General features: G+C 62.2%; 27 protein-coding genes. 11 read left to right on the forward strand and 16 right to left on the reverse strand.

Going from position 1 to position 25,992, the window contains the following annotated elements; all coding sequences use genetic code 11:
• Positions 1-99: 99 nt before the first annotated feature.
• Positions 100-630: a DUF3576 domain-containing protein gene (locus ACE3PP_RS09455; protein ID WP_374381033.1), complete on the reverse strand. Its 531-nt coding sequence runs from the start codon at positions 628-630 to the stop codon at positions 100-102.
• A 284-nt stretch (positions 631-914) separates the two neighbouring features.
• On the opposite strand from ACE3PP_RS09455, the gene ACE3PP_RS09460 reads away from it, so the two are divergent.
• The 3 genes from ACE3PP_RS09460 (at position 915) to ACE3PP_RS09470 (ending at position 4,283) form a co-directional block, all read left to right on the forward strand.
• A complete protein-coding gene (locus tag ACE3PP_RS09460; RefSeq protein WP_374381036.1) occupies positions 915-1,763 on the forward strand; it encodes a sulfotransferase domain-containing protein in 849 nt (282 codons plus the stop codon).
• Between the two features lie 498 nt (positions 1,764-2,261).
• Positions 2,262-3,404 (forward strand): porin, encoded by a 1,143-nt coding sequence (locus tag ACE3PP_RS09465; RefSeq protein WP_374381038.1) that lies wholly within the window; start codon positions 2,262-2,264, stop codon positions 3,402-3,404.
• Positions 3,405-3,605: 201 nt separating this feature from the next.
• On the forward strand, positions 3,606-4,283 hold the full coding sequence (locus tag ACE3PP_RS09470) for a YggS family pyridoxal phosphate-dependent enzyme (protein ID WP_374381227.1): 678 nt from the start codon (positions 3,606-3,608) through the stop codon (positions 4,281-4,283).
• A gap of 60 nt (positions 4,284-4,343) precedes the next feature.
• Here ACE3PP_RS09470 and typA read toward each other — a convergent pair whose 3' ends face one another.
• From typA to ACE3PP_RS09485, 3 genes are all read right to left on the reverse strand, one after another.
• Positions 4,344-6,176 (reverse strand): translational GTPase TypA, encoded by a 1,833-nt coding sequence (typA, locus tag ACE3PP_RS09475; protein ID WP_374381040.1) that lies wholly within the window; start codon positions 6,174-6,176, stop codon positions 4,344-4,346.
• Between the two features lie 241 nt (positions 6,177-6,417).
• Complete coding sequence (locus ACE3PP_RS09480; protein ID WP_374381042.1) at positions 6,418-7,410, reverse strand: adenosine kinase; 993 nt, start codon at positions 7,408-7,410, stop codon at positions 6,418-6,420.
• A 118-nt stretch (positions 7,411-7,528) separates the two neighbouring features.
• Positions 7,529-7,915 carry a hypothetical protein gene (locus ACE3PP_RS09485; RefSeq protein WP_374381043.1) on the reverse strand — a complete coding sequence of 129 codons (387 nt, stop codon included), beginning with the start codon at positions 7,913-7,915 and terminating at the stop codon, positions 7,529-7,531.
• A 104-nt stretch (positions 7,916-8,019) separates the two neighbouring features.
• Here ACE3PP_RS09485 and ACE3PP_RS09490 point away from each other — a divergent pair, with 104 nt between their 5' ends.
• The 3 genes from ACE3PP_RS09490 (at position 8,020) to ACE3PP_RS09500 (ending at position 10,017) form a co-directional block, all read left to right on the forward strand.
• Positions 8,020-8,691, forward strand: coding sequence for an EI24 domain-containing protein (locus tag ACE3PP_RS09490; RefSeq protein ID WP_374381046.1), 672 nt, complete (start codon positions 8,020-8,022; stop codon positions 8,689-8,691).
• Positions 8,692-8,799: 108 nt separating this feature from the next.
• Positions 8,800-9,378 (forward strand): polymer-forming cytoskeletal protein, encoded by a 579-nt coding sequence (locus tag ACE3PP_RS09495; protein ID WP_374381048.1) that lies wholly within the window; start codon positions 8,800-8,802, stop codon positions 9,376-9,378.
• Positions 9,379-9,498: 120 nt separating this feature from the next.
• Positions 9,499-10,017 (forward strand): hypothetical protein, encoded by a 519-nt coding sequence (locus tag ACE3PP_RS09500; protein ID WP_374381051.1) that lies wholly within the window; start codon positions 9,499-9,501, stop codon positions 10,015-10,017.
• A gap of 11 nt (positions 10,018-10,028) precedes the next feature.
• On the opposite strand, the gene ACE3PP_RS09505 is transcribed toward ACE3PP_RS09500, so the two are convergent.
• From ACE3PP_RS09505 to hisB, 6 genes are read right to left on the reverse strand one after another with little or no spacing between them, the layout of a single operon-like run.
• Positions 10,029-10,385: a phosphoribosyl-ATP diphosphatase gene (locus ACE3PP_RS09505; protein ID WP_374381054.1), complete on the reverse strand. Its 357-nt coding sequence runs from the start codon at positions 10,383-10,385 to the stop codon at positions 10,029-10,031.
• 35 nt (positions 10,386-10,420) lie between these two features.
• Entirely contained in the window at positions 10,421-11,191 is a 771-nt protein-coding gene (gene hisF / locus ACE3PP_RS09510; RefSeq protein WP_374381057.1) for an imidazole glycerol phosphate synthase subunit HisF, read from the reverse strand.
• Entirely contained in the window at positions 11,191-11,940 is a 750-nt protein-coding gene (gene hisA, locus ACE3PP_RS09515) for a 1-(5-phosphoribosyl)-5-[(5-phosphoribosylamino)methylideneamino]imidazole-4-carboxamide isomerase (protein ID WP_374381060.1), read from the reverse strand. Before hisA ends, hisF begins: the two co-directional genes overlap by 1 nt.
• 8 nt (positions 11,941-11,948) lie before the next feature.
• Positions 11,949-12,470 (reverse strand): N-acetyltransferase family protein, encoded by a 522-nt coding sequence (locus ACE3PP_RS09520; protein WP_374381063.1) that lies wholly within the window; start codon positions 12,468-12,470, stop codon positions 11,949-11,951.
• Between the two features lie 4 nt (positions 12,471-12,474).
• Positions 12,475-13,113, reverse strand: coding sequence for an imidazole glycerol phosphate synthase subunit HisH (hisH, locus tag ACE3PP_RS09525; protein ID WP_374381066.1), 639 nt, complete (start codon positions 13,111-13,113; stop codon positions 12,475-12,477).
• On the reverse strand, positions 13,110-13,733 hold the full coding sequence (gene hisB / locus ACE3PP_RS09530; RefSeq protein WP_374381069.1) for an imidazoleglycerol-phosphate dehydratase HisB: 624 nt from the start codon (positions 13,731-13,733) through the stop codon (positions 13,110-13,112). The genes hisH and hisB overlap by 4 nt, the downstream gene beginning before the upstream one ends.
• A 231-nt stretch (positions 13,734-13,964) precedes the next feature.
• On the opposite strand from hisB, the gene hslV reads away from it, so the two are divergent.
• Together hslV and hslU are read left to right on the forward strand one after the other, a co-directional pair.
• Positions 13,965-14,528: an ATP-dependent protease subunit HslV gene (gene hslV, locus ACE3PP_RS09535; protein WP_374381072.1), complete on the forward strand. Its 564-nt coding sequence runs from the start codon at positions 13,965-13,967 to the stop codon at positions 14,526-14,528.
• Between the two features lie 5 nt (positions 14,529-14,533).
• The gene (gene hslU / locus ACE3PP_RS09540) at positions 14,534-15,901 is read left to right on the forward strand and encodes an ATP-dependent protease ATPase subunit HslU (protein WP_374381075.1); all 1,368 of its coding nucleotides are present in this window, start codon (positions 14,534-14,536) and stop codon (positions 15,899-15,901) included.
• A gap of 58 nt (positions 15,902-15,959) precedes the next feature.
• Here hslU and ACE3PP_RS09545 read toward each other — a convergent pair whose 3' ends face one another.
• On the reverse strand, positions 15,960-16,940 hold the full coding sequence (locus tag ACE3PP_RS09545) for a GlxA family transcriptional regulator (protein ID WP_374381078.1): 981 nt from the start codon (positions 16,938-16,940) through the stop codon (positions 15,960-15,962).
• Between the two features lie 105 nt (positions 16,941-17,045).
• On the opposite strand from ACE3PP_RS09545, the gene ACE3PP_RS09550 reads away from it, so the two are divergent.
• Together ACE3PP_RS09550 and ACE3PP_RS09555 are read left to right on the forward strand one after the other, a co-directional pair.
• Positions 17,046-17,606: a cysteine hydrolase family protein gene (locus ACE3PP_RS09550; protein ID WP_374381081.1), complete on the forward strand. Its 561-nt coding sequence runs from the start codon at positions 17,046-17,048 to the stop codon at positions 17,604-17,606.
• A 99-nt stretch (positions 17,607-17,705) separates the two neighbouring features.
• Entirely contained in the window at positions 17,706-18,410 is a 705-nt protein-coding gene (locus ACE3PP_RS09555) for an SDR family oxidoreductase (RefSeq protein WP_374381084.1), read from the forward strand.
• A gap of 34 nt (positions 18,411-18,444) precedes the next feature.
• Here ACE3PP_RS09555 and dnaJ read toward each other — a convergent pair whose 3' ends face one another.
• Both dnaJ and dnaK read right to left on the reverse strand, forming a co-directional pair.
• On the reverse strand, positions 18,445-19,590 hold the full coding sequence (gene dnaJ, locus ACE3PP_RS09560; RefSeq protein WP_374381087.1) for a molecular chaperone DnaJ: 1,146 nt from the start codon (positions 19,588-19,590) through the stop codon (positions 18,445-18,447).
• Between the two features lie 110 nt (positions 19,591-19,700).
• On the reverse strand, positions 19,701-21,632 hold the full coding sequence (gene dnaK, locus ACE3PP_RS09565) for a molecular chaperone DnaK (protein ID WP_374381090.1): 1,932 nt from the start codon (positions 21,630-21,632) through the stop codon (positions 19,701-19,703).
• A 335-nt stretch (positions 21,633-21,967) separates the two neighbouring features.
• Between dnaK and ACE3PP_RS09570 the strand changes: the two genes are divergently transcribed.
• Positions 21,968-22,246: a hypothetical protein gene (locus ACE3PP_RS09570; protein ID WP_374381093.1), complete on the forward strand. Its 279-nt coding sequence runs from the start codon at positions 21,968-21,970 to the stop codon at positions 22,244-22,246.
• Positions 22,247-22,253: 7 nt separating this feature from the next.
• Here ACE3PP_RS09570 and ACE3PP_RS09575 read toward each other — a convergent pair whose 3' ends face one another.
• From ACE3PP_RS09575 to ACE3PP_RS09585, 3 genes are all read right to left on the reverse strand, one after another.
• Positions 22,254-23,567 (reverse strand): ELM1/GtrOC1 family putative glycosyltransferase, encoded by a 1,314-nt coding sequence (locus ACE3PP_RS09575; protein WP_374381096.1) that lies wholly within the window; start codon positions 23,565-23,567, stop codon positions 22,254-22,256.
• Positions 23,568-23,678: 111 nt separating this feature from the next.
• Positions 23,679-24,701 (reverse strand): helix-turn-helix domain-containing protein, encoded by a 1,023-nt coding sequence (locus tag ACE3PP_RS09580; RefSeq protein ID WP_374381098.1) that lies wholly within the window; start codon positions 24,699-24,701, stop codon positions 23,679-23,681.
• Positions 24,694-25,743, reverse strand: a complete 1,050-nt coding sequence (locus tag ACE3PP_RS09585; protein WP_374381101.1) for an AraC family transcriptional regulator — start codon at positions 25,741-25,743, stop codon at positions 24,694-24,696. The genes ACE3PP_RS09580 and ACE3PP_RS09585 overlap by 8 nt, the downstream gene beginning before the upstream one ends.
• Positions 25,744-25,992 lie beyond the last annotated feature (249 nt).

Genomic DNA, 25,992 nt, shown 5'->3' on the forward strand with positions numbered 1-25,992 from the left:
CCAGTTTCGCTTCTTCAATCGTCATGGTCGGGCGGGCCGACCATCCACGCGTTTGTCAGCGACAATCCGGAAAGTCGTGGGTGGTCCGCCCGGCGCGGCCTATTCCTGCTGACCCGACTGCCGCAGCTGGCGGGCCCGGGTCAGGATGGCGTTCTCAAGGTCGGTCGCCGTATTGAGCGCCACCGGCGCGTCGATCCAGGTGCCGCCCTGGTTCTGTTGGCGGAAGACGGAGGCGCGGATACCGTCGGCGCGCAGTGCCCGGCCAAGAATATAGACGTTCACCTTGAACCGCTCGTCCGGGGTCGCCGGCGGCGTGTACCAGTCGGTAATGATGACGCCGCCGAAGGGGTCGGCCGACACCAGCGGCATGAAGGAGATCGTATCAAGGCTGGCGCGCCACAGCAGCGAGTTGACGCCGACACCGGCCCCGCCCGACCCATCATCCTTGGACGGCGCGCCGAACAGGCCGCCTTCGCCGAAAATGGTTGCGTTCCCCTTGTCACCATATTGCGGACCAGAGTCACCGCGGTTCCGCTTTTCAGGGAACTTCTGTTCGCCGCCGAGATCCGGATTGCAGGCAGCCAAGCTGATCGCCGCGGCCAGGCCGAGGAGTACAGGGCGCCACCGCATCCAGGAACGATCCGGAAAACGGGATTGGTCAGTACGACGTTGTGGGAGTTTCATATTGACGGCCCGATGCTCTTACCCCTAAAGCCACCCACCTGAATTATTGAAGGCCAGGGCCAAGCGGCGACCGGCATGGAAAGCGGCCCCAGACTGGTATGCGAAAGGCCGTCTTTCGTCAACCGAGTAGGCTCTCGGTCGTCGAGCAGGCTCTCGGTCATGGGGAGTTGGCCGTTTCGAGATCGTGCTGGCGCCGGGGCACCGGGCAGACCGCGGAGTAATGGGACCGAATGGGCAAGATCTTATGGTTGGCGAGCTATCCCAAGTCTGGGAATACCTGGCTTCGCGCCTTCATTCACAATCTGATGAACACGCCCAAGGTGGGCGACGTCGGCGGCACCGACATCAATAGCATGGCGACCCTCACCACCGGGGATTCCCTGGTGCAATGGTATCGCCACCTCGATTCCCGGCCGCCGCTTGAATGGACCCGCGACGATGTGGCCCGCATGCGGCGCGGTGCCCAGCTCGCCATTGTCGCCTCCAAGCCCGATACGGTTATCGTTAAGACGCACAATGCATTGGTCGAAGTCCGAGGTCACAGCACCATCGAGATGGACCTCACGGCCGGTGCCATCTATGTGGTGCGCAACCCGCTCGATCTGGTCATCTCGCTGGCCGATCATTATGGCGTCGATATCGACAAGGCGATCGAGGTCATGAACGATCCCAACAATGGCGGTCTGGCGGATGGGAATATAGTCTTCGAAGTCCATTCTTCCTGGTCCATTCACGTCAAAAGCTGGACCCAACGGCCGCATCGGGGCCTGCATGTCGTGCGCTATGAAGACATGCTGGGTAAGCCGCTCCATACGTTCGGGGGCATTTCGAAGTTTCTCGGCCTCAACGTGCCTAGGGCGCGCCTGGATCGGGCGATCGAGCTTTCCTCGTTCAAGAACTTGCGTCAGCAGGAAGAAGCCAAGGGATTCCAAGAGAAATCCACCAAGGGCAGCAAATTCTTCCGCGTCGGGAAGTCCGGGCAATGGAAAGACACCCTGACCGAGGCCCAAATCGACCGCATTGTCGGGCAGCATAAAGAACAAATGGAGCGGTTCGGCTACTGGCCGCTTCCAAAATAGGCGCCGCTCGACGGGTCAAATGTCCAGCAGGCAGCCGGGCCAAGACGACCAATTCCGGCCTTCGACCGGGTTGTGCGCCCCAAGGCCACGTGGGGCCGACAGGGTCGGCGCGGTGTTGCATCGATAGCGCGCTGGAGCGCCAAATCCGCCGCCCGGCCTGGCAGGGAGTACCGGATTCCCTTTTGTTTCCAGGGCCGACCCGCCCCTGCCCTCGGGGCGCCACGAGGCGATGAAATCTCAGTCAGCCCTGTGGCATTCGCGCAACAGAACGCGGAAAATGCCACAGTGTTAGGCTCAAATGGTTTGACACCCCCCCGTCATTCCGAGAAGGTACACCGTGTTCCGGGCTGAGCGGGCTTTTTGAGTCGATTTCGTCAAGTACTTGGCAAAACCGACCCAGCAAGCCGGTCCGCGAACGAGGGGCATCCGGGCCTTCTCTTAAGACCAAAAAGGTCGAGGGAAAGTTCGGTGGCAATCGCAAACTTAGGGAATCTCGAGATGAAGAAAGTTCTCCTGGGGACCTCGGCTCTGCTCGGCGTCGGCCTCCTGGCCGGTACCGCTCAGGCGTCCGATGGTGTCAAACTGAGCCTCGGCGGCTTTATCCGCAACCAGATGGGCGTCGTTTTCGACGACGACAGCAACGGTGAAGGCGGCGACAACAAGAACGATGTCGGCGTTGGCACGGACGCTGAAATCTACTTCCTCGGCAGCGTGACGCTGGACAACGGTATCACCGTTGGTGCCCGCTTCGAGCTCGAAGGTGGTGACGAGAACAACGACCAGTTCGACCAAGCCTACGCCTACTTCAAGGGCGGCTTCGGTGACATCCGTATCGGTGCGCAGGCTGATGCCGCTGCCAACCTGTACATGCTGCCCCCGGGCTCGTCGAACAACTTCGGCCCGTATTCGCCGAACAGCATCGGCACCTCGCTGGCTTCGCCGGCCTACTTCGATCCGGTTGGCTCGACTGCCAATCAGGACAAGTCGCAGAAGATTTCGTACTACTCGCCGACCTGGGGCGGGTTCAGCTTCGGCGTCAGCTACACGCCGAACGACAACAATAAGGACTACAACAACGGCGACGACGCTGACCAGCAATGGCGTGCGGATAGCGATTCGGGCGATGCTGAGAACAACATCAGCCTTGGCCTGCACTATGACTACGAAGGCGACGGCTGGGGCCTCGCTCTCGGTGGTGCGGCTTACTGGGAAGGTGACATCCAGCAGAAGGGCGCCAACAACGACGAGCAGTCGGCCTACAACGCTGGTATCAACGTCAACTTCGGCGGTCTGACCGTCGGTGTTGCCGGTACCTACCTGGTCAACACCAGCTTCGGCAACGGCAACGACTTCGCGAACAGCGATGGCGAAGACACCTGGGTCATCGGCACGGGTCTGAGCTACAACGTCGACGCCTGGACCGTTGGCGCTGGCTGGGCTCACTTGGAGTCTGAAGTCGAAGGCTTCGGCGACGAGTCCGTCGAGAACCGCGTTGGCGTGACCGGCGCGTACGAGATGGGCCCGGGGATCACCCTCGACGCCGGCCTGTTCTACACGTGGCTCGACACGGCTGACGACACCTCGGCCAATGACAACTACGACTCGCTCGAGTTCGCGGTTGGTTCGTCGATCAGCTTCTAATATCGACCCGGCGCAAGCCGGCTTGGTATGAGACAAGCACTTGAAGGGGAGCGAGCAATCGCTCCCCTTCTTGCTTTTGGGCCCCAGAATAAGATCATGCGATCTCAATTGCGGGCGCTTTCTCACCCCAATCCCTGTCATCTCTTCGCCGGTCCCTGTAGTCTTGCCCGAGGACTGACCATCATCATTCTGCCCACTGCCATGACCGACCAAACCTTTACTCACATCCGCCCGGGTCTCGACGAGATTCGTCACAAGATGACCGCTGCGGCCAAAGCGGCCGACCGACAGCCAGCGGACATTCATCTCGTTGCCGTTTCAAAGACCCACCCGGCCGATGCCGTCATTGAGGCGATTGCCGCCGGGCAGCGCGTTTTCGGCGAGAACCGGGTGCAGGAGGCGCAGGCGAAGTTTCCGGCATTGAAGACCCGACATCCGGATCTCGAGTTGCATCTCATCGGTCCCTTGCAAAGCAACAAGGCGCATGACGCAGTGGCGCTCTTCGACGTCATCGAAAGCGTCGACCGGGAAAAGCTGGCGCGTGTCCTTGCCGACGAAATGAAGAAGCAGGGCCGCACGCCGCGCCTCTTCATTCAAGTCAATATTGGCGAGGAACCGCAGAAGGCCGGCATCGCCCCGGCGGATGTCGATGCCTTCGTCCATCTGTGTCGTGACGAACTCGGCCTCGCCATCGACGGACTGATGTGCATCCCGCCCGCCGACAAACACCCGGCACCCTTCTTCGCCCTGCTGCGCGAGATGGCCAAGCGCAACGGTCTCGCTGAGCTCAGCATGGGCATGAGCGGCGATTACGAGACCGCCATCCAATTCGGCGCGACCTATGTTCGCGTCGGCACGGCGATCTTCGGCGCCAGATAGAAACAGAAAGGGCCGCTCGATAAGAGCGGCCCTTTTGTCTTGCGACGATACTTGCGCCGATCAGGCTTGCGCTGCTTCCGCGGCGCGTTCGGCCTTCTTGCGCTCGTTGGGATCGAGGATCGCCTTGCGAATGCGCACCGCCTTCGGCGTCACTTCGACGAGCTCGTCGTCCTGGATGTAGGCCAGCGCCTGTTCGAGGCTGAGCTTCATCGGCGGCGTCAGGCGAATGGCTTCGTCCTTCGACGTCGTGCGGATGTTGGTGAGCTGCTTCGACTTCAGCGGGTTGACTTCCAGATCGTTGGCGCGGCTGTTCTCACCAATGATCATGCCTTCATAGATCGGCACGCCGGCATCGATCATGAGCTTGCCGCGCTCCTCAAGGTTCCACAACGCGTAAGCAACCGAGGTGCCGTTGGCGTTGGAGATCAGCACGCCGTTGCGACGGCCTTCGATCGGACCCTTATAGGGCTGATAGCCGTGGAACAGGCGCGACATGACGCCGGTGCCGCGCGTATCGGTCAGAAACTCGCCGTGATAGCCGATGAGGCCGCGGGCCGGCACCAGCATGACGAGGCGCGTCTTCGCACCGCCCGACGGGCGCATCTCGACCAGTTCGCCGCGGCGCTGGCCCAACTTGTCGATGACGACGCCGGTGAATTCCTCGTCGACATCGATGACGATCTCTTCGATCGGCTCCAGGCGCTGCCCGGTCTTCGGATCGTTCTGGTAGATGACGCGCGGCCGGCTGATGGAAAGCTCGAAGCCTTCGCGGCGCATCACTTCGATGAGCACGCCCAACTGCAATTCGCCACGGCCGGCGACCTGGAACGCGTCCTTGTCTTCCGTCTCCGTGATGCGGATGGCAACATTACCCTCGGCTTCGCGCATCAGGCGATCGCGGATCATGCGGCTCGTCACCTTGTCGCCGTCGCGGCCGGCGAGCGGACTGTCATTGACCGAGAAGGACATGGCAAGCGTCGGCGGATCGATCGGCTGCGCCTTCAAGGGCACTTCGACTTCCATCGCGGCGATGGTGTCGGCAACGGTGCTCTCCGTGAGGCCCGCAATGGCGATGATGTCACCCGCTTCCGCCGTATCGACCGGCGTGCGCTCGATGCCGCGGAAAGCCAACAGCTTCGTCAAGCGACCCACTTCGACCTGCGTCCCGTCGGGGCGCATGGCGCGGAGCTGCATGTTGACCTGCGCCTTGCCGGTCTGGATGCGGCCCGTGAGAACGCGGCCCAGATAATTGTCGTATTCGAGCGTCGTCACCAGCATCGAGAACGGCTTGTCGTCCTCGACTTTGGGCGCCGGCACGTGATCGACGATGAGGTTGTAGAGCGGCGACAGATCCGTGCGCTCCCCCTTCTCCAGATCGGTCGTCGCCCAGCCCTGCTTCGAGGAAGCAAAGAGCGTCGGGAAATCGAGCTGCTCAGGGCTGGCATCGAGGGCGGCGAACAGGTCGAACACCTGGTCGTGCACGGCATGCGGGTCGGCATCCGGACGGTCGCATTTGTTGATGACGACGATGGGCCGGAGGCCGAGGCGCAGCGCCTTGGTGGTCACGAACTTGGTCTGCGGCAGCGCGCCTTCGGCGGCGTCGACCAGGAGAACCACGCCGTCGACCATGCTGAGGATACGCTCGACCTCACCGCCGAAATCGGCGTGGCCCGGCGTGTCGACGATGTTGATGCGGGTGTCCTGCCACTGGATCGAGGTGCACTTGGCCAGAATCGTGATGCCGCGTTCTTTTTCTAGATCGTTGCTGTCCATCACGCGTTCCGCGACCTGCTGGTTCGAACGGAAGGCGCCGGATTGCTTCAGAAGCTGATCGACCAGGGTGGTTTTGCCGTGGTCGACGTGGGCGATGATGGCGATATTGCGCAGTTTCATGACGTCACTTGATCCAAAAATTGCCGTAACGCCCATCATCCCATGGCGATTGTTACAATCGCCATCGGCCGCCCCTCACCTATTCCTCTTGTCCGGCCCTGCCCGGCGGAGGAAATTATTGTGGAATGGCAACCAGTTAGCAGCCACCAAGCCGTGGTGGCCTAGACCTCATCCGCGCCCAGAAGTCTTCCAAGGGCGCGGCTGGAATGAGGGTGTTGTTTCAGGGCGGGCTTTTACCTGATTAGCCCACTTGCTGCAACAGAAGCTCGGAGAGCGGGGTTTCCGGCCGGGCACCGAAATGGCTGATGACCTCACCGGCCGCGAGCGACGCGATGCGGGCACTGTCGGCATGCTCGCGCCCCTGCGTGTAGCCATAGAGGAAGCCGGCGGCATAGAGATCGCCCGCACCCGTCACGTCGACCACCTGCTTGACCGGCCAGGCCGGTACCTCGATCACCTGGTTTTCGGAAACGATGACCGAACCCTTGGCGCTCCGCGTGATGGCGGCGAGAGAGCAATGCTCGCGGGTCGCCTTCACCGCCGCATCGAAATCGCTGGTCTCCCACAGCGCCGTGATCTCGTGCTCATTGGCGAACAGGATATCGACATGGTTCTTCACCAGATCCTGGAACTCGGCCAGATAGCGCTGTACGCAGAAGGGATCGGACAGCGACAGCGAAATCTCGCGCCCCGCCCCGTGCGCGATATTGGCGGCCTTCAGGAACGCCTGCTTGGCCAGCGGCGGATCCCACAGATAGCCTTCCATGTAGGTCACCTTGGACCGGGACACGATCGCGGCATCGATATCATCGGGCGTGAGCTCGACGCAGGCGCCGAGATAGGTGTTCATCGTGCGCTCGGCATCGGGCGTCACGAAGATCATGCAGCGCGCGGTGGGCGTGGCGCTGGCGGCCGACGCGGTTTCGAAATGGACGCCGCTGGCGCGCATGTCGTGGCGGAAGATGCCGCCCAGCTGGTCGTTGCCGACTTTGCCGAAATAGGCGCCCTTGCCGCCAAGGCTGGCGAGACCGGCAATGGTGTTGCCGCAGGAACCGCCGGAAACTTCGACCGCCGGGCCCATCGCGTTATAGAGCTCCTCGGCGCGGGCGGCGTCGATCAGGGTCATGGTGCCCTTGTTGAGGCTCATCCGGTCGATGAAATCGAGCTCGCAATGCGAGAGCACATCGACAATGGCATTGCCGATACCGCAGACGTCAAAAAGCTTGTCGGTCATTCATCCCCGCAATCGATGCTGCGCGCCCCTGTCCGAGCGCATTTCGGGCCGGAGTATAGGGATCGAGGGCGAATGGGCAAGCAAGGTCGACGGCATATGGCTCGGCCCCGGCTCCCGCTCAACTGATCACATCCTGGGGGCAGCGTTTCAGGGCGAAGAAGGGCATGTAGCCATAGCCGGTGCCAGTACAGCTCTCGGCAGCGGCATTCGGTCCCAAGAGGCGCAGGGTGCAGTCGAGGAGGCCGATATGTGGCCAGGGACTGGTGCGGAAGTCCTGGCTGTAGGTGGCGACACCGTCGCTGATCTTGAGGTTGGTGCCGGCGGGCGGATCGCCCATCTGACGGTCGCGGAAGCGGATCGCCTCGGGTCCGATATCGATTCGGTAGCCGGTTTCGTCGCACCAGGAGCCATAGAGGCGCTCGGGCTCCGCTCCCCGGACGCCCGGCGCAGCCAGAAGAAACGATGCCGTGAGCAGGGCGGCCAAACCCTTGCAGAAGCGGCTCATACGCTTATTTCCTTGGTGCCCCATCCTTGCACTTCCCGTCTGTTGTTAGCTTACGAGCTTTCCGCTAAAAAGTGGCAACATTCTGACAGAACTGGATATTTCCTTTGCTCCAAGCCTTGTCGCTGGCCTTCGGGCAGCTTTCCGACCCGCGCATCCAGAAGCTGATCCTGATCAGTATCCTCTTTGCCGTGGCCACCTTCGCCGGTCTTTATTTTGCGGCCGATTATGCCTTTTCGGCCTTTTTCAATGTCGACGGCTGGTTGGGTGCGCTGTTGAGCGGGGCCGGCACGTTCCTCTTTGCCTGGTTCACCTTTCCCATCGTCATGGCGACGTTCGCCGCCCTCTTTGCCGACCAAGTGATCGATGCGGTGATGGCGCGGCACTATCCCGGTCGCGCCATGCCCTTCAAGGTGAGCATCCTGGAAATGGTCCTCGACGGGTTGAAGCTCGCCGGCATCGCCTTTGTCGCCAACGTCCTCACCCTGCCCCTGCTCTTCTTCCCGCCGGTTTATGCCTGTGTCGCCTATGGCGTGAACGGCTATCTGCTGGGGCGCGAGTATTACGAGATGCCGGCGTTCCGCCGCCTGCCCCGGGCTGAGGCGAAGGCGCTTTTCGAGCGCCGGCGGGCCAAGTTCGTCCTTGCTGGGGTCGGCATCGCCTTCCTGGGCACGATCCCGTTTCTCAACCTCATCGCACCCGTCATCGGCATCGCTTTTATGGTGCATATCTTTGAATCTGTGGTAAATCTGGAGCCGCGCCCAGCTAGGATTAACTAGGGGTAGGCCGAACGTTGAAAATCGGGCGGCAGACGGGACGGCCGGCGCACACCACCCGGGGGTCAATCCGGGCCAGTTCTCACGTTTCAGGCTAGGGACCAGCTTTTCATGTTTGGCAAAAAGAAAGACGAGCAACCGACTCAGGCCGCCGCGCCCGCAGCGGATGGCGAAAGCAAGAGCTATGCAAAGCCGGAGGCCGGCGCCCCGGCCTCGGCGCCGTCGCGACCGGCAATGAACCCCGATATCGCCCGCCGTGGCCCGGATATGAGCGCCTTTGCGCCGCGCCCGGCCGGTGCTGGCGTCGCCGCGACCCCGCGCGCCCCGGAAGCCGAACAGAAGAAGCTGATCGTCGGCCGCGACATCTTCCTCAACGGTGAGATCCGCACCTGCGACAGCTTGGTTGTCGAGGGCAAGGTCGAAGCCGTCCTTTCCGACTGCCGCGCGATCGACATCGCCGGCTCGGGCGAATTCCGCGGTTCCGCTGAAATCGAATCCGCTGACATTTCCGGTCGCTTCGACGGCGATCTGGTGGTGCGTCAGCGCCTCACCATTCGCGCCACGGGCAAGGTGCTCGGCAAGATCCGCTATGGCCAGCTCGAAATCGAGCGCGGCGGCGTCATCTCCGGTACCGTCGAAGCCCTGGCCGACGGCGCTCCCGCCCCCGCTGCATCTGGCAGCGGCCGCTAAAGACTGGTCCCGATCGGTTATCCCGGCTGTTAAGGGCCGGGAAACCATCGGGGACTAGATTGGCATCTTGGCTTGGGGTGGCACTCTGCAACGGAGTGCCGATGCTGGGGAGAGTGGAACGTGTATCGTTCCCAGATCATGCGTAACGACGTAAGTGCGACCAAGTCGGCATCAAGCCCCAGGGCCGGCATGCCGCTGGTTCTTGGACTTGGCCTTATCCTGTCCGCTTGTGCCGCTGCCAAGCCGACAACCGTCAGTTCCATCATGCGCCCGCCCAAGCATCCGGCTCATGGCGTCGTGGAACCCGCGCAAGCCAGCGCCGCGCCGGCAACCGCGCCCGCTCCGGCCACCATCTGGCAGAGCGCTGACAAATTGCTGGGTCTTGCCCCCACCGAATTGCAGGCGGCACTCGGAAAGCCCGCGCGCATCCGCGACGAGGAAGCTGGCCGCATCTATCAATATATCGGCAGCGATTGCGTGCTCGACCTCTTCCTCTATCCGGCGGTCGAAGGATCTGCTGACGCCTTCCGCGTCACCTATGCCGAGGCGCGCTCGGTTACGGCGGAGAAGAAGCCGGTCGATGCCTGCCTCAAATCCCTGCCGGCCCCGGTCGTCGCCGACAATCTGCCCAGCAGCTGAACTTCGGATTGTTACTTGCCGGCGGCCTTGGCGGCTTCACGCCGCGCCGCTTTCTCGGCGATGCCAGAAATCCCCTCGCGCTCCTTGAGCTTGGCCCAGACGTCCGACGGGCGCACGCCGCGATCGGCCCACAGGACCAGCAGGTGATAGAGCAGATCGGATGATTCCGCGACCAGGGCGTCATTGTCGCCGCGCATCGCCTCGATGATGGCCTCGACGGATTCCTCGCCGACCTTCTGCGCAATCTTCGCCGTGCCCTTGGCAAAGAGCTTGGCGGTATGGGACTGGGTCGGATCGCCCCCCTTCCGCCCCTCGATGGTGCGGAACAGGCAATCCAGTACGGTCGCGTCGAACTTTTGGTCAGACATCCTTCGTCATCCGTCGGTGCGTCCCGTCCCGAAACTCACTTGGCTTCGATGGGGCGGATATTCAAGCCAGCCTTCAGCATATGGGCTTTTGCTTGACCAATGGTAAAGGTGCCAAAGTGAAAGATTGATGCGGCCAGGACAGCAGTCGCATGCCCGTCGCGGATACCCGCCACGAGGTCGTCCAGGCTGCCGACCCCGCCCGAGGCGATGACCGGTACACTGACTGCATCGGCAATGGCCCGGGTCAGGGGGATGTTGTAGCCCTTTTTGGTCCCGTCACGGTCCATCGACGTCACCAGCAGCTCCCCGGCGCCATTTTCGGCCATACGCCTGGCGAAGGCGACCGCATCGATCCCCGTTGCCTCGCGCCCGCCGTGGGTAAAGATCTCGAACCTGCCGGGCGCCGTTTCTTTGGCGTCGATCGAGACGACGATGCATTGATCGCCGAACTTCTGCGCCGCCTCCCGGACAAAGTCGGGGTTCTTGACCGCTGCCGTGTTGATCGACACCTTGTCGGCCCCGGCCAGCAGCAGCTTGCGGATGTCCTCGGATTTGCGGACGCCGCCGCCGACGGTCAGGGGCATGAAGCACGCCTCGGCCGTCTTTGAGACAACATCGTAGAGCGTATCGCGATTGTCGGAGCTTGCCGTGATGTCGAGGAAAGTCAGCTCGTCGGCACCCGCTGCGTCATAGACCTTCGCCTGTTCCACCGGATCGCCGGCATCGACGAGGTTGACGAAATTGACACCCTTCACCACGCGTCCGTCCTTGACGTCGAGGCACGGTATGACCCGCATCTTCAGCATCAGGCGCGCTCCTTCAATTTCGCCAGCGCTTCCTTGAGGTCGAGGCGGCCGTCATAGATGGCGCGGCCGGAGATGACGCCGACGATGCCGCCGCCACGCTTCTGCGATTGCGGCTGAATGTCGAGCAGGGCGTCGATATCGGCGATCGAGGACACGCCGCCCGAGGCGATGACCGGAATGGAGAGCGATGCCGCAAGCTCGGCCGTTGCCGTGACGTTGACGCCCTTGAGCAGGCCGTCGCGGTCGATGTCGGTGTAGATGATGGCGGCGACACCCGCATCTTCGAAACGCCGACCGAGATCGAGTGCCGACAGTTCCGATGTTTCGGCCCAGCCTTCGACGGCGACCTTGCCGCCCTTCGCATCGATGCCGACGGCGATCTGGTTGGGGAAGCGTTTGCAGGCGGCCTTCACCAGATCCGGATTCTTCAAGGCGACGGTGCCGAGAATGACGCGCGCGATACCTTTGTCGAGCCAGGCCTCGATGTGGCTCATCTCGCGAATGCCGCCGCCGAGCTGCGCCGGGATTTCGACCGCGCGCAGAATGCCTTCGACCGCAGCAGCATTGACGGCTTTGCCGGCAAAGGCGCCATCAAGATCGACCAGGTGCAGCCAGTCTGCACCAGCCGCTGCGAACTGCTTTGCCTGATCGGCGGGATCGGTGTTGAAGACGGTCGCCTGCGCCATGTCGCCTTTGATGAGGCGCACGCATTGACCGCCTTTGAGATCAATTGCGGGAAAGAGGATCATGGTCGGTGTCAGCTTTCCAAGGATTTCCAGAAATAGAGACCGCCCACATATTGGCCGTCGACCTGCGCATAGCGCGGATGCCGCCCGATCTCGTGATAGCCCAGCGCGCGATAGAGGCTGATCGCCGCCTTTTGTGTTTCACGCACATCGAGGTTGAGCACTTTGACGCCGCGTGTTCGCGCCTCTTCCTCGACCGCCAGAGTCAATTGCCGCGCGAGGCCATGTCCGCGCGCCCAGGGTGCCACGAACGAGGTGGTCAGGTGCGCCGAATGACCCTGCGCTTCATTGTTGCGCGTCGGGCGCACAAGCTGTGCCGAACCGGCAACCGTGCCGTCCAGCTTGCCGATGAAGAGCGCGCGGTCGGGCACCAGCATGACGCCCTTCCAGAAGACTTCCAGAATGTTCCGGTGCGGCGGCTTCAACCAGCCGAAACCGCCGCCGGCTTCGATCGCAAGTTCCGTTGCCTCGCACAGTTCCTCAAGCTCGCTGCGCTTGAGTTCGGTGACCAAGCTGATGGCAATATCCGCCATGATGTCAGGGCCTCCAGCGCAGGAAATTGCCGAGGAGCTGCAGGCCGACAGCCTGACTCTTTTCGGGGTGAAATTGCACGCCCACCATATTGCCGCGCCCAATGGCGGCGGCGACCGGACCGCCGTAATCGACATCGGCCAAGACGTCCGCGGGATTGTCGGCAATGAAGTGATAAGAGTGGACGAAATAAGCATGCGCCCCGCTCGCCAGCCCCGTGAAGATGGGATGCGCCGCGTTGTGGAGGCGAAGGTCGTTCCAGCCCATTTGCGGAATCTTGAGCGTGGGATCGCTCGGCGTCAGCTTGACGACGCGACCCTTGATCCAGTCAAGACCGGCATGTTCGCCATACTCGACACCCACTGTCGCCATCAGCTGCATGCCGACGCAAATGCCGAGGAACGGCCTGCCCTTTTCCAGCACCGCCTCGCGCATCGCGGCGACCCCGCCGGCAAGCGATTCCAGGCCGCGCTTGCATTCGGCAAAGGCGCCCACGCCCGGCAGCACGATATGGTCGGCCTTCCGGATCACGTCGGCATCGGCGGTGACGACCACCTTGTTGCCGGTGTCGAGCGCGGCAAAGCTCAGTGCCTTCGCGGCGGATTTCAAATTCCCCGCGCCGTAATCGATGACCGCGACCGTCATGACTTGGCGAGGGATTTGCCGCCGAGACTTCCGCCCAAGGTGCCTTTGGTCGACGGGACGGCATCGGACTTCCGCGGGTCGATTTCGATGGCGTGCCGGAGGGCGCGCGCCAGCGCCTTGAAGCAGCTCTCGACGATATGGTGGTTGTTCTCGCCGTAGAGATTCTCGACATGAAGGGTCAGGCCCGCATTCTGGGCGAAGGCCTGGAACCATTCCTTGAAGAGTTCCGTATCCATCTCGCCCAGCTTGTCCCGGCTGAACGTGACCTTCCAGATCAGATAGGCCCGGTTCGAGGCGTCGAGGGCGACGCGGGTCAGCGTTTCGTCCATCGGGATGGTCGCCTCGCCGTACCGGTTGATGCCGATCCGTTCGCCGAGCGCCATGCTTACCGCCTGGCCGATGGCGATGCCGGTATCCTCGGTCGTGTGGTGGAAGTCGATATGGAGATCGCCCTTCGCCTTGACCGTGAGGTCGATGAGCGAATGTCGCGCCAGCTGGTCCAGCATATGGTCGAGAAAGCCGATCCCGGTCGAAATATCCGACCGGCCCTGACCGTCGAGATTCACCTCGACCGCGATTTCGGTTTCCTTGGTCCGCCGCTCGATCTTGCCTTTGCGCATCTTTCGCAATCCGGTTGGGGTAAAAAGGCCTTAATTGCCGGGTTCTTAGCAGCGATGAGCCAGTATGGCCAGCAGCTTCGCATGGGCCCCTGGAGGGTGGCGCGGCCGATTGCGCCTTGATTGGCCCCTGGCGTTAACCTATCTCCCTTGGATCATATCCAGCCCGCCCCGCCGGTCCTGCCCAAGTTCCATCTGCAGCAGTCCTATCCGTGGGCGAATAAAGGGTTTTTCATGGCGCGAGACGAGAACGACAAGCACGGCCTGGCTCCCTGGCACGGCACCACCATCCTCCTTGTACGGAAAGGGACCGAGGTGGTCCTGGCCGGCGACGGGCAGGTCACCGTCGGGCATACGGTGATGAAATCCAATGCCAGGAAGCTCCGCCGTCTCGGCAAGGGCCAGGTCATCGCCGGCTTCGCCGGGGCGACCGCCGACGCCCTCACCCTCTTCGAGCGGCTGGAGGCAAAGCTGGAGCAATATCCGGCCCAGCTCGCCCGGGCCTGCGTGGAATTGGCCAAGGATTGGCGGACGGACCGTTATCTGCGCCGTCTCGAAGCCATGATGGCCGTGGCCGACAGCTCGGTCAGCCTGATCCTGACCGGGACCGGCGACGTGCTGGAACCGGAAGACGGGCTCATCGGCATCGGTTCGGGCGGCGCCTATGCGCTGGCGGCGGCCCGGGCGCTGATCGATGTCGACGGTCTGGGGGCCGAGGACATCGCCAGGAAGTCGATGAAGATCGCGGGGGATATCTGCATCTACACCAACCACAATATCCTCATCGAGAAACTGTGAACCCCATGACCGACACCAGCACCGCCCGCAAGCCAGCCGAAAAGATCGAGGAAGCGCCTGTGACCTCGGCGCTGACCCCGCGCGAGATCGTTTCGGAACTCGACCGTTTCATTGTCGGCCAGAACGATGCCAAGCGCGCCGTCGCCATTGCCCTGCGCAACCGCTGGCGCCGGCAGCAGCTCGATCACGGCATGCGCGAGGAAGTCAGCCCGAAAAATATCCTGATGATCGGCCCGACCGGCGTCGGCAAAACCGAGATCGCGCGCCGCCTCGCGAAGCTCGCCCAGGCGCCGTTCCTGAAGGTCGAAGCGACGAAATTCACCGAAGTCGGCTATGTCGGGCGCGATGTCGAACAGATCGTGCGCGACCTCATCGAAATCGGCATCGCCCAGTCGAAGGAGAAGATGCGTCGCCAGGTCCGCGCCAAGGCGGAAACCCTGGCTGAGGAACGCGTCCTCGATGCGCTGGTCGGTGAAGGATCCGGCGCCGAAACGCGCGCCAAGTTCCGCCGCATGCTGCGCGCCGGCGAACTCGACGACAAGGAGATCGAGCTCAACGTCAAGGATTCCGGCAACGCCTCGATGCCCACCATCGACATTCCCGGCATGCCGGGTGCCTCGATGGGCATGATCAATTTGAATGAGGTCTTGGGCAACGCCTTCGGCGGCCGCACCAAGACGCGGCGCATGTCGGTCTCCGATTCCTATGACGTGCTGGTGGCCGAAGAAGCAGACAAGCTCCTCGACCAGGAGAAAGTGACGGCGGAAGCCATTCGCGCCGTCGAGCAGAACGGCATCGTCTTCATCGACGAAATCGACAAGATCTGCGCGCGCTCCGAACGCGCCGGCGCCGATGTCAGTCGCGAAGGTGTGCAGCGCGACCTGCTGCCGCTGATCGAGGGAACCACCGTCGCCACCAAGCACGGGCCGGTGAAGACCGATCATATCCTCTTCATCGCGTCGGGCGCCTTTCACATCGCCAAGCCCAGCGACCTGCTGCCCGAGCTGCAGGGTCGCCTGCCGATCCGTGTCGAGCTCGACGCGCTTTCGCGGGCTGATCTCCGCCGCATCCTCACCGAACCGGAGGCAAGCCTCATCAAGCAATATGTGGCTTTGATGAAGACCGAGGATGTAACGCTCGATTTCACCGACGATGCGATCGACGCGCTCGCTGACCTCGCGACCGAAATCAACGCCTCGGTCGAGAATATCGGTGCCCGCCGCCTGCAGACCGTGCTCGAACGCCTGCTGGAGGAAGTGAGTTTCACGGCTTCCGAGATGGGCGGCAAGACCGTCACCATCGATGGCACCTATGTCCGCGACCGCGTGGCACCGCTTGCTAAAAATGCGGATCTGAGCAAGTTCATTCTGTAGTCGCACCCTCACCGATCATGGCTTGCATTGGTGGGCCATGACCAGTGAGTTGGGCGAATTACCCCGCTCCCACGCCGAACCGCTTCCGATACTCGCTCGGCGTCAGGCCGATCTGTAGCTGGAACAGCTTTGCAAACGCGCCCGGGTCTTCGTAGCCGACGCGATAGGCGATCTGGTCGATCCTATGCCGGGTGAGTTCCAGCAGTTCGCGCGCCTTGGCGAGGCGCAGGCTCTGCAGATAGCGCGTCGGGTTGAGGCCAGTGGCCTTTTGAAAACGGCGCAGAAACGTGCGTTCGCTCAAATTCACCTGTGCGGCCATCTGCGGCAGCGAGATTTTCTTGGCGACGTGCCGCTGCAGCCAATGCTGCAGTTTGAGGATCGCCTCGTCGCCGTGGGTAAGGCGCGGTGTGAAGGCTGAATAGAAGCGCTGCTCGCGCCCCGCCGCATCGACCAGGAAGAAGCGCGCGACATTGAGAACGATGGCGGGGCTCATCGACCGCTCGATGATTTTGAGGCCCAGTTCCACCCAGGCCATGATGCCACCTGCGGTGATGACATCGCCATCTTCGATGATGAGCTTGTCGGCATCGACGGTGATCGCGGGAAAGCGCAGCTGCATTTCTTCCGCCAGCGACCAATGCGTGGTAGCGGACCGCCCGTCGAGCAAGCCGGCTTCGGCCAGCAGGAAGGCGCCGGCACAGACCGAGGTTGCCGTGGCGCCCTTGGCGTGATGGGTTCTCAGCCAGCGCAGAAGCGGTGTGCGTTGCGCCTCCCAGATCGGGTCGCCAAGAGCTGGCGGCAGGATCAGGATATCGAGGCGGCGGCCGGCGGGTTCCGACGATGAGAATATGCGCGACACCTCGCCTTTCGCGTCGAGGCGCCAATGGCTCACGCGTAAGGTCGGTGCCCCGACGATACCCTGTTCGGCGCAGAGGCGGTTGGCGACGGCGAACATGTCGGTTAGGCCGTGAAGGGAGGCGGCCTGGGCACCGGGATAATCCAGAATGCCGATATCGATGAAACGGGCGTCGCGTGTCATTTGTCAGTTTCAACCAGATCTATGTCAGTTCCGCCAGTGGGCAGGATGCGCCGCCTGGGCTAGAAAAGCCATATCGAAACGTGAGCGACTGATGGAGATTTCCCAATGAGCAAGAACGGCCTTCTCGTGGTCGACGTGCAGAATGACTATTTCCCCGGCGGCCGCTGGACCCTTTCCGGCATGGACCAGGCCAGCGACAATGTGGCAAAGCTCATCGCCGCCGCGCGCGCCGCGGGGCTTCCCGTCTTCCATGTCCAGCATGTGATGGAGGAAGCGGACTCGCCCTTCTTCACCAAGGGCACGATTGGCGCCGAGATCCACGCCAAGGTAAAGCCTGCAGCCGGCGAGGCGCTGGTGGTGAAGCATGAGGTCAATGCATTCCTCGGCACCGACCTCAAAGCCAAGCTCGATGCGGCGGGCGTCAAAAACCTCGTCGTCTGCGGGGCCATGAGCCATATGTGCGTCGATGCCGCGACCCGGGCCGCATCCGATTTCGGCTACAAGGTGACGCTGGCGCACGATGCCTGCGCCACGCGCGATGCCGAGTTCGACGGTGTCAAAGTGTCGGCGCGCGACGTGCACGCCTCTTTCATGGCGGCGCTGGGTTCCTATGCGACGCTGGCGCCGACGGCCGACGTGATCGCAACGACGTTGAAGAAGGGCTGATGCGGAAGAACTCGTTCCATTTCTCCATCGACCCCGTGCTAGCATGCGCGCCATCAGCTGCCGGTGCGGCATGAAGTTTGGTTTTCGATGGAGAATGGAATGGCTTCGGAAAAAGTAGCGATCGTCATGGGCGGCGGCAGCGGCATGGGTGCGGCGGCGGCCAAGCGACTGGCGGCAGATGGATTCAAGATCGCCATTCTCTCTTCCTCCGGCAAGGGCGAGGCGCTGGCGAAAGAACTGGGCGGCATCGGCGTCACCGGTTCCAATCAATCCAATGACGATCTCACGCGAATGGTCGATGCGACGGTCGCGAAATGGGGCCGTATCGATGTGCTGGTGAACAGTGCCGGCCACGGGCCGCGCGCGCCGATCCTGGAGATCAGCGATGCGGATTGGCACAAGGGCTTCGAGGTCTATTTCCTCAACGTCGTCCGCGCCGCGCGCCTGGTGACGCCGGTCATGCAGCAGCAGAAGGACGGCGTCATCATCAACATCTCGACCGCCTGGGTCGGCGAACCATCCGCCATGTTCCCGACCTCGGCCGTGGCGCGCGCGGGTCTTGCCGCCTTCACCAAGGTCTTCACCGACACCTATGCCGCCGACAATATCCGCATGAACAACGTGTTGCCGGGCTGGATCGACAGCCTGCCGGCAACCGAGGAACGGCGCGCGAGCGTACCCTTGAAGCGCTACGGCAAGGCGGAAGAGATCGCGGCCACCATCGCCTTCCTCGCCTCGCCGGGGGCTGCCTATATCACGGGGCAAAGCCTCCGCGTCGATGGCGGCTTGACCCGCGCGGTCTAAGTGGCACGCGCGGTCCAGGTGAGGGGTTCGCCCCTCACTCCTTCGAGCTGTCGAAGAATTCCTTCACGCGGGCGAAGAAGCCTTCGCTCTGCGGTGAATGGTTGCCGTGCTTCTTGCCCTCGGCCTCGAACTGGTTCAGCAGGTCTTTCTGCTTCTTGGTGAGGTTGACGGGCGTCTCCACCGACAGTTCGACATACATGTCGCCGCGCGCACTGGAGCGCAGCACCGACATGCCTTTGCCTTTCAAGCGGAATTGCTGGCCGGTCTGGGCGCCGTGGGGCACCGTGACCTTGGCGCGGCTGCCGTCAATCGTCGGAATCTCGATATGGCCGCCAAGTGCCGCCGTCGTCATGGCGATGGGGACACGGCAATGGATGTTGGCGCCGTCGCGTTCGAACAGACGGTGCGGCTTGATCGAAAGGAAGATGTAGAGATCGCCTGCCGGCGCCCCCATCATGCCAGCCTCGCCCTCGCCAGCCAGGCGAATACGTGTGCCTTCTTCGACGCCGGCCGGGATGTTCACCTGAAGCGACTTCTCCTTGGCCGTCCGGCCGGAGCCGTGGCAGGTCTTGCAGGGCTTCTCGATCACCTTGCCGGCGCCACCGCAATGCTGGCAGCTGCGCTCGATGGTGAAGAAGCCCTGCGTCGCGCGCACCTTGCCGTGACCGTGGCAGGCTGGGCAGGTGACGGGTGCGGCACCCTTCTCGCCTCCGGTGCCGTGGCAATCGTCGCACTGGATCGAACTGGGGATGCGGATCGTCGATTGCTTGCCGGCGAAGGCATCCTCAAGCGTGATTTCCATGTTGAAGCGCAGATCCGAGCCGCGCCCGCGCGCCTGGCCACCGCCGCCGCGCCGCCCCATGAAGTCGCCGAACATCTCGTCGAAGATGTCTGCAAAACCGCCGGCGTCGAAACCACCACCACCGCGGAAGCCACCGCCACCGCCGCCATGGCCGTTCTCGAAGGCGGCGTGTCCGAACCGGTCGTAGGCGGCGCGCTTCTGCTCGTCCTTGAGGACGTCATAGGCTTCGTTCAATTCCTTGAACTTGGCCTCCGCTTCGGTATCGCCGGGATTGCGGTCGGGATGATATTCCATCGCCTTCTTACGAAAGGCCTTCTTCAGGGCATCGGCGTCAGCGCCCTTTTCGACACCCAGCGTTTCGTAATAGTCGCGCTTCATGCTGCAATCGTCTGAATTCTATCGGTTTGGATAAAGGGAGAGGCCGGAACCCGTACCGCGGAAGATACCGGAACCGACCTCTCTGTGGCTCATACCTCTTTAACGAGGGCTTAAGCGCTCTTGCCCTTGCGGTCGTCGACTTCCTCGAAATCGGCGTCGACCACCTTCTCGTCATTCGAAGCCTGGGCGTTCGCGTTTGCATCGCCGGCTTCCGCGGCTCCGGCCCCGCCCTCGGCGGCCTGCGCCTTGTAGAGCGCCTCGCCGACCTTCATCAGTGCTTCGGTCAGGGCCTGCGTCTTGGCTTCAATCGCCGCGATATCGTCACCGTCCTTCACCGACTTCAAATCGGCGACAGCGGCTTCGACCAGGGACTTGTCCGCCTCGGCCACCTTGTCGCCCGCATCCTTCACCTGCTTTTCGGCATTGTGGATGAGTGCGTCGGCCTGGTTGCGGGCCTCGACCAGCTTCTTGCGCTTCTCGTCCTCGGCCTTATGGGCCTCGGCGTCCTTCACCATCTTCTCGATGTCGGTGTCCGAGAGACCGCCCGAAGCCTGGATGCGGATCTGCTGCTCCTTGCCGGTGGCCTTGTCTTTGGCCGACACGTTGACGATGCCGTTGGCGTCGATGTCGAAGGTCACTTCGACCTGCGGCACGCCGCGTGGGGCCGCCGGAATGCCGACGAGATCGAACTGGCCGAGGATCTTGTTGTCCGCCGCCATTTCACGCTCGCCCTGGAAGACGCGGATGGTGACCGCGGTCTGGCCGTCCTCGGCGGTCGAGAAGACCTGGGACTTCTTCGTCGGGATCGTGGTGTTGCGATCGATGAGGCGCGTGAACACACCACCCAGCGTTTCGATACCCAGCGACAGCGGGGTAACGTCCAAGAGCAGCACGTCCTTGACGTCGCCCTTCAGCACGCCGCCTTGGATGGCGGCGCCGATGGCCACGACTTCGTCCGGATTGACCGAGCGGTTGGGCTCGCGACCGAAAAACTCCTTCACCTTCTCGATGATCTTCGGCATGCGGGTCATGCCGCCGACCAGGATCACTTCCTGGATGTCGGAGGATTTGAGACCGGCATCCTTCAAGGCTTTGCGGCACGGCTCCATCGTGCGCTCGATGAGATCGTCAACGAGGGCTTCGAGCTTGGCGCGCGTCAGCTTGATGATGAGGTGCTTCGGACCCGTCGCATCCGCGGTGATGAAGGGCAGGTTGACTTCGGTCTGCATCGAACTCGAAAGCTCAATCTTCGCCTTTTCCGCAGCTTCCTTGAGGCGCTGCAGCGCGAGCTTGTCCTTCTTGAGGTCGATGCCGTTCTCTTTTTTGAACTCTTCGGCCAAGTAATCGATGATGCGCGCGTCGAAATCTTCGCCGCCCAGGAACGTGTCGCCGTTCGTGGACTTCACTTCGAACACGCCGTCGCCGATTTCCAGCACCGACACGTCGAAGGTACCGCCACCAAGGTCATAGACCGCGATGACGCCGCCATTCTTCTTGTCCATGCCGTAGGCGAGTGCCGCCGCCGTCGGCTCGTTGATGATGCGCAGGACTTCGAGACCGGCGATCTTGCCGGCGTCCTTGGTGGCCTGGCGCTGGCTGTCGTTGAAATAGGCAGGGACCGTGATGACGGCTTGCGTCACCTTCTCGCCGAGATAGGCCTCGGCCGTTTCCTTCATCTTGCCGAGGATGAAGGCCGAGATCTGGCTGGGGCTGTAATTCTTGCCCTGGGCATTGACCCAGGCATCGCCATTGTCGCCACCGACGATCTTGTAGGGGACAAGGTCGATGTCCTTCTTGGTCATCGGATCGTCGTAGCGCCGGCCGATCAGGCGCTTGATGGCGAAGAGGGTGTTTTCGGGGTTGGTGACGGCTTGGCGCTTGGAAGCCTGGCCGACGAGGCGCTCGCCATTGTCGGTGAAGGCCACCATCGAGGGCGTGGTGCGGGCACCTTCCGCATTCTCGATGACCTTCACATCCTTGCCTTCCATGACGGCGACGCAGGAGTTGGTTGTACCGAGATCGATACCGATAACTTTAGCCATGAGCATGCATCCTTTCTCGCGGCAAATCCCTAGCTTTGGGCCTTCTTGGTTGAAGCACCCGTTTCGGGGATCCCCGACTTTGGCGACGTGAACTGATCAGATATGCCAAGGCGTGAACCTGATCGTCGGACACGACCTTAGGCATTGGTTTCGAGGGGATATATAGGCCTACGCGGTAGGTACGCAAGATCGCCCGCACAGGAATCTTAACGATTGTGGCACGGGGTCGCGCCATATCGCCGCCTCGGTAATAGTTGAGTAAGTTGATCGGGATTATATCCTGCCAGATGCGAGCTTCGGCTTTTTCGGCTATGCTACGGAAATGGGGGGATAAAATGACCAGCTTGAGTTCCGAGACCGGCACACCCGAAGAAACCAGCCGCGAAGCTTCCCAGCCCGACGGCGGCAAGACCGCTGCGAATGCCACCAAGGCACGGCAAAACAATATGCTGGTAATGGCACTTCTGGGCCTCGACGTGGTGCTGGGCACAGGATTCGGTACCGCCGGCTATTTCCTGCTGGAAAGTCCCGCCATTGCGCTGGCGGGTGCCGCCTTCACCACGGTCGGCCTGATCTTGATGTTGATATTCCAGCTGGTCGGGCGCGAACGCTGAAAGGCCGTCAACCGGCCGCCGGCGTCAGCTCAGAAAAGGTCGGGAGCATGGCGCGCACCGGCAGGGCATTGGCAGCAGGCCCGCCACCTTCGGCGAGGGCGGAGCGCAGAGCCTTGGCCCGCTTTTCCGCCAGGAGTGCAACGATACGCGCTGCAACCATATCCAGTTCCTGAACTGCAAGCTGCGCCAAGTCGGTGCGGGGCGATTGCGGGTTGGCGAGTGTGGCCACATGGCCCTCGCGCAGCAGCCGGGCCATGATGATCGGTACATAGCGCACGGGCTGGGCGTGCGCCGCCCGAACCTTCGCCTCGAACCAGCGGTCCAGCCAGTCGGCACTCTTTCCTTTGACCAGTCGCTGGTTGCGTCGCCGACCAACCCAATGGGCGATCGGCCAGCTCGGCTCCCACATCGGTCGCGGCTTCACGACCGGCAGTTCGAACAGGCGCACCTCGCGTCCGGTCAGGGCGGCATCGGCCACCATCGAGACGCTGTCGTTGGTGACGATGAAGGCGTCACAGCCGGCGAGCAGCGCCGGATAGGGATTGGCGTCCCCCGCCCCCGGGCGGAACGGAAACAGCCGATGCGGCGCTGGAAGATGCGCTTCAAAATGGGCAACGACCTCAGCCGGCGTGCGCGGCGAGGTGGCGACCAGCAGGCGGCCTTGGCGCTTGTCGGCAAAGGCCAATGCCTCCTGCAACAGGCGCTTGCCATCCTTGTCGCTGAACTTCATCGGGTTGGACGGGCCGCCGATCAGAACGCCGATCTGTGGGCCCTTATGTTCGGCAAAGAGCGGTTTGAAGGCTTCTGCCGCCCGCGCAAGGATCGCAACCTTGCGCGCCGTGATGGGCAGGCTCAAATGCAGGACATTGGGACCGCCGGGCAATCCGTATTGCGCCGTCGTCACCAGCAGATCGACGGTCTCATAAGGGTCCTGAAACCGGCCGAGTTGGATATGAATGGCATAGGGCGCCCCTTGTGCCGCAACCCAGCGCGCCACGGGGGCGGCTCGGCGCCCGATAGCGATCACCACGTGCGGCCAGGGATCGTCTTCCGTCGCAAAGACGCAGTCGCTTTCGGCGCGTTTCAGGTGGCGGATGCCGTCCTTGGGATCACTGCCCGGGACTGGTCCGCGTTCAAACTTCAATTGCTTGACGACAAGCTTCCACCCGAAACGGGCTTCCAAAGCGGCGCCCAGGGCCAGGACCTGCTGATTGTCGCCGAGCCTCGCTCCTTGCAGCAGCCAGACGATGACGCTATTTGGCCGCGACGCTGGAATCGCCGGCACTGTATCGGGGATGGCAGAGCAAAGGATCGGTGTCATGGTCGGATGCAGTCCGGGTCGTCAGGAAAATGTTGATAGCGACAAGCCTATCGCGCTGTCGATGACAAATTGCTGACCCCCGTGTGACAGGGTGATTAACCGGATTTGTCGTCAGCCGATGCCGACATTCCCGCGGTGGTGAGCTAGCACCAAAGACGGGCGCTCGCCAAAAGCGCGTTGGAAATCGCGCGCGAAGCGACCGGCATCGCTGAAACCGCAGGCAAAGGCGACCTCCGCCACGGTTGTTGTTTCGTCCGGGGCTTCCAATCGGCGCCGAGCATGTCCAAGCCGCACGCGGTGCGCGAATTCCATCGGCGAGCAGCCGCGGATTTCCTTGAACGTGCGGAAGAGGGAGCGCGCCGATGCGCCTGATACAGCGACGAGATCTTCGATCTGAATCGGCTGCGCCCAATGTTCTTCGATATAAGCTTCCGCGCGCCGCAGCTGCCTTGGGGCCACGCGCGGCGCCCCGGCATCCAATATGAAGCGACCGTCGTGGGTGCTGGCCGCCAGCATGCTGGAAATGAAAGCTTGTTCAAGCTCCGAGATAAAGAGATGTGCGGTTGCCGGACCATAGCAATCAAGTGTAGCGACCAGACTACCGAGTATATGCTGCATGGTCATAGCCGCGGTCGTTTCAAGATCGATCGTTGTCTCGACATTGAAGCTCGATACATGATCACCGGTGATGGCGGCAAGTTTCTGAAGAATGCGCTCCTTTGGGCTGCGCCAGCAGATCTGCTCGAACCCTGGGGCAAACTCGATATCGGCGCCTTCGGTCGATATGACGGCCCGGCTTTGACTAACGATACGGGAGCTGTGCCCCTTGCATACCGCACTGCTGCCTCCGTGCCATAGGCGCAGGCGCAGCACATCGTCATCCGGATAGCGGATCGCTACCCGCGCGTTCGATCGGCTGTACCATAACTCGCCGACCGGCAAATGGACGTGGCTGGCGACAATCTCGATGTCCTTGTTTGGTGCATCAGCTCTGAGAAGACGCGCGCCGTTGATAGGTCGCAGCATTTCCTCCATCGCCTCGAAACTGTCCACGGCAAAAAGGTGATATCCAGCCAATGGCTGGTTTACTGAATCGTTACTCGATGGCCTTGACGGCTGCGCCAGTTCACCCATTGGAATGCCCGGAAGTCTTGCAGATACTCGACCCGCGCTTGCACCGCGCGAGCGCGTCCGAAGGTCTTTCACCAAAGCGATGCTGGTACTCTTTGGAGAATCGACCCAGGTCACCAAAGCCGCAGGCCAGGGCGACCTGTGTGACCGTCGTGCCACCATCGGCGTTCTGCAGCATCCGATGGGCATGCTCAAGGCGAAGCTTTCTCGCGAACTCCATCGGTGAACAGCCGCGGGCCTCTTTGAACGTGCGGAAGAGGGAGCGCGCCGATGCGCCCGATGCTTCGACCAGATCTTCAATCGTCAGCGCTTTGTCCCAATTTGCTTCGATATGGGCCTCGGCGCGGCGCACCTGCCAAGGGCTGATCCTGCCGGCACTCTTGTCCAGCAGCGAACGGCCGCTATGGTCGACGGTTGCGAGAAAGGTAGTGATGAAGGCCTGCTCCAGCTCGCGCACGGCGAATCGCGCCGCCGGTCCGTTTGCATTCTCGGCCGCGCTGACCAGACTCCAAAACATCTGGTGCAACAGCCTGCCGGACGGTGAGCCAAGATCTATTCGCGATGTGAACTCGAGACGTTGGGTGCACCTGTGCCCGGTCAGGAGGCTTAACTTCTGCTGCAGTTTCTCGTGCGGCAATCGCCAGACCAACTGCTCAAACCCATCCCCGAAATCGATCTGGGCCTCGGCGCGCGAGATACAGGCGCGATCGCTGGATACCGCGTTGAAGACGTTGCCCTGCCAGGTTCCACCGGCGCCCCGGTAAGGCATCTGGAGGCGCAGATAGTCGCTGTCAGGAAACTGCACCGATACCGGCATGCCGTAAGAGCAATACCAGAGCTCGCTGTCGCCAAGTGGCACCATATGTGCCAAAACGTTTACCGGCCCGTCGGCAACGGGGCGAGCGGCGAACCGCGCACCCAAATTGTCCTCCAACATTGACCCCAGAAGATCCAGTTGAGTGACGTGGAATGCGCGATGCGCCGACAACGGCGGTGCGTCACGCACCTGCAGAGGCTTTGGCGGTATGGCCGTGGACTGCAGCATCGGACCAGACATCCCAATTCATCCCGCACAATCGAGTGCAAGTAAAACAGCGACTCGGTTAAGAATGTTTGACTTTATGAACCAAAATCCGGGCGAAATGCCTTCTCTTTCGTATTACCCGGATGGTACGCGATCTCGGGTCGAGTGCCGTATCAAGGAATAACAGCCTACATTTGCACGCCCCAAGCTGATCTGTAGGACATAAGGCCTGACGCCACGACCGGGTAGGGTCGAGAGCAGACTATCTGC

Source organism: Dongia sp. (genome assembly GCF_041910485.1).
Classification (GTDB): Bacteria; Pseudomonadota; Alphaproteobacteria; order Dongiales; family Dongiaceae; genus Dongia.

Coding starts and splice junctions, on each gene's coding strand:
- ACE3PP_RS09455 (WP_374381033.1), bottom strand. CDS start 630: ATGCGGTGGCGCCCTGTACTCCTCGGCCTGGCCGCGGCGATCAGCTTG.
- ACE3PP_RS09460 (WP_374381036.1), top strand. CDS start 915: ATGGGCAAGATCTTATGGTTGGCGAGCTATCCCAAGTCTGGGAATACC.
- ACE3PP_RS09465 (WP_374381038.1), top strand. CDS start 2,262: ATGAAGAAAGTTCTCCTGGGGACCTCGGCTCTGCTCGGCGTCGGCCTC.
- ACE3PP_RS09470 (WP_374381227.1), top strand. CDS start 3,606: ATGACCGACCAAACCTTTACTCACATCCGCCCGGGTCTCGACGAGATT.
- typA (WP_374381040.1), bottom strand. CDS start 6,176: ATGAAACTGCGCAATATCGCCATCATCGCCCACGTCGACCACGGCAAA.
- ACE3PP_RS09480 (WP_374381042.1), bottom strand. CDS start 7,410: ATGACCGACAAGCTTTTTGACGTCTGCGGTATCGGCAATGCCATTGTC.
- ACE3PP_RS09485 (WP_374381043.1), bottom strand. CDS start 7,915: ATGAGCCGCTTCTGCAAGGGTTTGGCCGCCCTGCTCACGGCATCGTTT.
- ACE3PP_RS09495 (WP_374381048.1), top strand. CDS start 8,800: ATGTTTGGCAAAAAGAAAGACGAGCAACCGACTCAGGCCGCCGCGCCC.
- ACE3PP_RS09505 (WP_374381054.1), bottom strand. CDS start 10,385: ATGTCTGACCAAAAGTTCGACGCGACCGTACTGGATTGCCTGTTCCGC.
- hisF (WP_374381057.1), bottom strand. CDS start 11,191: ATGCTGAAGATGCGGGTCATACCGTGCCTCGACGTCAAGGACGGACGC.
- hisA (WP_374381060.1), bottom strand. CDS start 11,940: ATGATCCTCTTTCCCGCAATTGATCTCAAAGGCGGTCAATGCGTGCGC.
- ACE3PP_RS09520 (WP_374381063.1), bottom strand. CDS start 12,470: ATGGCGGATATTGCCATCAGCTTGGTCACCGAACTCAAGCGCAGCGAG.
- hisH (WP_374381066.1), bottom strand. CDS start 13,113: ATGACGGTCGCGGTCATCGATTACGGCGCGGGGAATTTGAAATCCGCC.
- hisB (WP_374381069.1), bottom strand. CDS start 13,733: ATGCGCAAAGGCAAGATCGAGCGGCGGACCAAGGAAACCGAAATCGCG.
- hslV (WP_374381072.1), top strand. CDS start 13,965: ATGGCGCGAGACGAGAACGACAAGCACGGCCTGGCTCCCTGGCACGGC.
- hslU (WP_374381075.1), top strand. CDS start 14,534: ATGACCGACACCAGCACCGCCCGCAAGCCAGCCGAAAAGATCGAGGAA.
- ACE3PP_RS09545 (WP_374381078.1), bottom strand. CDS start 16,940: ATGACACGCGACGCCCGTTTCATCGATATCGGCATTCTGGATTATCCC.
- ACE3PP_RS09550 (WP_374381081.1), top strand. CDS start 17,046: ATGAGCAAGAACGGCCTTCTCGTGGTCGACGTGCAGAATGACTATTTC.
- ACE3PP_RS09555 (WP_374381084.1), top strand. CDS start 17,706: ATGGCTTCGGAAAAAGTAGCGATCGTCATGGGCGGCGGCAGCGGCATG.
- dnaJ (WP_374381087.1), bottom strand. CDS start 19,590: ATGAAGCGCGACTATTACGAAACGCTGGGTGTCGAAAAGGGCGCTGAC.
- dnaK (WP_374381090.1), bottom strand. CDS start 21,632: ATGGCTAAAGTTATCGGTATCGATCTCGGTACAACCAACTCCTGCGTC.
- ACE3PP_RS09570 (WP_374381093.1), top strand. CDS start 21,968: ATGACCAGCTTGAGTTCCGAGACCGGCACACCCGAAGAAACCAGCCGC.
- ACE3PP_RS09575 (WP_374381096.1), bottom strand. CDS start 23,567: ATGACACCGATCCTTTGCTCTGCCATCCCCGATACAGTGCCGGCGATT.
- ACE3PP_RS09580 (WP_374381098.1), bottom strand. CDS start 24,701: ATGGGTGAACTGGCGCAGCCGTCAAGGCCATCGAGTAACGATTCAGTA.
- ACE3PP_RS09585 (WP_374381101.1), bottom strand. CDS start 25,743: ATGCTGCAGTCCACGGCCATACCGCCAAAGCCTCTGCAGGTGCGTGAC.